This is a genomic window from Mesorhizobium sp. M7A.F.Ca.CA.002.05.1.1 (assembly GCF_003998335.1).
In the GTDB taxonomy this organism is placed as follows: Bacteria; Pseudomonadota; Alphaproteobacteria; order Rhizobiales; family Rhizobiaceae; genus Mesorhizobium.
Genome location: NZ_RZQI01000661.1, coordinates 1 through 3,393 on the forward strand (window position 1 = coordinate 1; position 3,393 = coordinate 3,393).

General features: G+C 59.1%; 1 protein-coding gene. It reads right to left on the minus strand.

Features of this window, described 5'->3' with window-relative positions:
• Positions 1-1,512 (minus strand): FAD-dependent oxidoreductase (locus tag EN939_RS26150; protein WP_164751223.1); only part of this gene is annotated, 1,512 nt, incomplete at its 3' end.
• Between the last annotated feature and the right edge of the window lie 1,881 nt (positions 1,513-3,393).

Consider the following 3,393-nt stretch of genomic DNA (forward strand, 5'->3'; position numbering starts at 1 on the left):
AGGACGGATAGCGGGACCATTGAGAACGGCTCCATCCGGCGAGAACTGGGAGCCATGGCAGGGGCAGTCCCAGCACTGCTCGGTCGAATTCCAATGGACGATGCAGCCGAGATGCGTGCAACTGGCGGAATGCATGTGCGTTCCACCGTTTTGGTCACGGCACACGGCGAGTTTGCTCAAACCGTCGCGGAGAATACCGCCCTGACCGGGTTCCAGATCGGCGGCTGATTTGATCTCGCCGGGCAACAGATACTCCGCGAAATTCTTCAACGCCGTCAGGTTCTCGCTAACGTAGTTCACCAATGCCAAGGGAGGCTTGCGATCGGGGGCATAAACCTCCTCCCACACACTGGATCCACCGACGACAAGGTCCCGGATGAGCAGGCCAGCCAACGCTCCGTGGGTGATTCCTTGTCCTGAATCCCCGGTAGCGATAAAGACGTTCTTGCTGCCAGGATTACGGCCGATGAAGCCGCAATAATCGATCGTGTCGAGAACCTGGCCAGACCAACGCGCTGCTTCCTGGCCCAGTTCCGGAACAAGGGCCCGGATCCAGGCGTCCAATGCATCGAAACGCGCCGAGCCGTCATCGGCTTCACCAGATTTATGATCACGACCGCCCGCAATTAGATAGTCGATGTCACCCTCCCCAGGTTGGAGACGAACGTAGTAATAGGGATCGTCCATATCCCAATAGAGCGCGTCCGGAAGAGTTGCTTTGGGCAGCTCGAATGCCATCGCATAGGTCCGATAGGGCGCCATCTTGCTGTGGATCGCCACCACCGTATTGACCGGCGAGTTTGTGGCAAACACGGCGTTGTCGGCGGTGATGGTTGCGCCCCCTTCCACGCGAAGGCGGATCTGTTCACCCTCCTCGATCTCGGTCACGGCACTTTCGGCAAAAGCCTTGCCTCCGCGCTCCCCGAAATCGTCAAGCAGGGCACGAAGATATTTCAGTGGGTGAAACGTGGCCTGATCGGGATAGCGTAGCACCGGCGCCGCTTCATGGCCTTTCAGCGGAACGCCGCGGCCGTGTTCCGCGACTGCGCCGACCTTGCCGGCCGCTTCATACTCTTCATCACATTGCTTGGTGGCTTCTTTTTCGTCCATCCAGGCTGCGGGAAAAAGAAATCCGTCGAGCCGACGAAAGTCGCAGTCTATTTCAAGATCGCTGACGTGTTCCTCGATCCGGTCGACAGCGGCTTGCTGGCTCTCTTGAAAACCTCGAGCGAGATCCTCGCCGCGGATTTTGACGAGTTCGCTTAGGCCGTCGTCGCAGATCGGGGCCAAGTGGGCGGTCGTGCGGCAAGTCATCCCACCGAGCAGCCGCCCCCTGTCGACCAGCACCACTGACTGTCCCGCCAGCGCAAGTTCGTAGGCAATAGAAACGCCGGCCATGCCAGCCCCCACCACCGCCACGTCGCATAGCACATCCTGTTCCAGTTGCGGGGCCGAGGGCAACTCCGTGTCCTTCATCCAAAGAGATTTCGTGGCTTCGTCACTGACGTTCATCGCTGCCTCCAACCTGGCTGCGCGTCTAACGGTCGGAACTGCATTTTGATCCGAAATGCGCAGACGAATCCAAATTGTTTGCTCCCTTGCGCGGAAATGGGACTACCAAGGGGTAGACCGTCGCAGATCGTGATTGACCGCGGGGCACTTCAGGAGATCATCAAGGGTGAAGGCGACTGGAACCGCGCGCGCCTCTCCACGCTCTGGGGTAAGGAAAAACGGAACAAGTTATTGACCTTCTGGACCGGGAGCGGCTCTTTGCCGAGACCAGCAACTAGGTCACCAAGAATTCATACACTGCATCAAGGCAAGCGGCGCAGAAGACCCTCACGGGAGATGGTGGCGACGGGTTTGGAATTCCACAGGCTCCTGCTCGACCTTGAATCTGCTTTGCAGGACGCTGGCTTTCTCGTCGTAGGAGTGCCGAGTGCCGAAGCCGCCGTAAAGGCGTTTGATGAGGGTCCAAACAAGTTCGCCGGCCTCCTTACGGACATCCGTCTCGGCTCTCGAGAATCTGGGTGGGAAGTAGCCGGGCACGTCAGGCGAGCCAACCCAACCCTACCTGTGGTCTACATCAGCGGCGATGGTGCGTTTTCCTGGGGGTCTGAAGGCGTCCCAGACAGCGTGATGATTGTCAAGCCGTTCTTCCCCCCCGCAGATCATTACGGCGCTGTGCACACTGCTCAATCAGCAACACCCAACAGTGCGCCGAACGGAGGCGAGCCCTCTCAGTAGAGCAAGTCGGCGTACTGAAACGCGAACACTGTCCCGCTGGTCTCATCGGTCACCTCAAGGAAGTAGTCCCCCGTCCGGTGAAGTGTCAAAGGTCGACCAGTTGCGCCTTCGGCTGCACGGAAAGAGGTCGGCGCTTCTGCGCGATACTCGGCTATCACCCGCCCCGCAAGAAGCTCCCGTATTTGATACGCCACGGCGAGCCCCAAGGGTCCGAATCATCCATTAGAGAAATCTAACATTTCCCTTTTGGCGAGGCGGGGTGTACTTTAGTTACCGCGGGGTGATCCTAGGGACCTACACTGCCCGCTGCCGAGAGGCGGCGGGCTTTTTTGATAGCCAGGAACCGAATGGCGCAAGTTGGATGCCATCAGCATTCCATCCGTGGAGGCATTGGGGCGCGGACTTTCAGATTACGCGATGGTGGAGTGGATGCGGTAGCCCGCCTGAGCCAGTCGCGTCCGAGTGATGCCCCCATCTCTCGTCCGCACCGCATCCAAAAATCTTGTAGCATCCTTGGCGCAGTCCGCATCGAGCCAAGCAACGTTTCATTATTGACAAAGATCGGGCCGTGACAAAAAGGAAACTCGTTGGGGCAGCACCCGTCCCCCAAATGGCCTGCCTCTCCAGGAGCCCGCTGCCGAAAGGTGGCGGGCTTTTTTGTGCGCTAGTCCTGATATGACGAGGCAGGTTCGAAAGCGGCAGCGTCCCCCCGCTGCCTGTCGAGGCCCCCAAGCCTCGGCCGGGTCCGCCTCGGCGCCCCAGTAGGGGCCGACCCACTGAAGTTCAAGTTCGGAGATCAAGGGAACCTGCTTCTGAAATCGAAGTTCAGTCCATAGCTTGGTTTACAGCCGAGCAGTCTCGAGGCAGGGCCCGTCATTGCTGATCGGTGGCGGTCCTTTGCCGTGCGCAGATGGTTGTTCGGGCAGGCACGCGTGTAGCACCGACGAACCTCCAATGCAGAAGCGCAAAGGTCTGACCCGTGAAACAACACAGCCTTTTCGACATTTGGAATGTGACCGTCGATCATCGTCCCTTCATCGTCGGTTGGTTGATTACCCGCCACGGCTCGCTTGGCGTGGCGGGTACTCTTCTGTGGAGGGTGCATGCGGCTTGGTCATATCATCGCGAATGCGTTCGCAGCGGGGT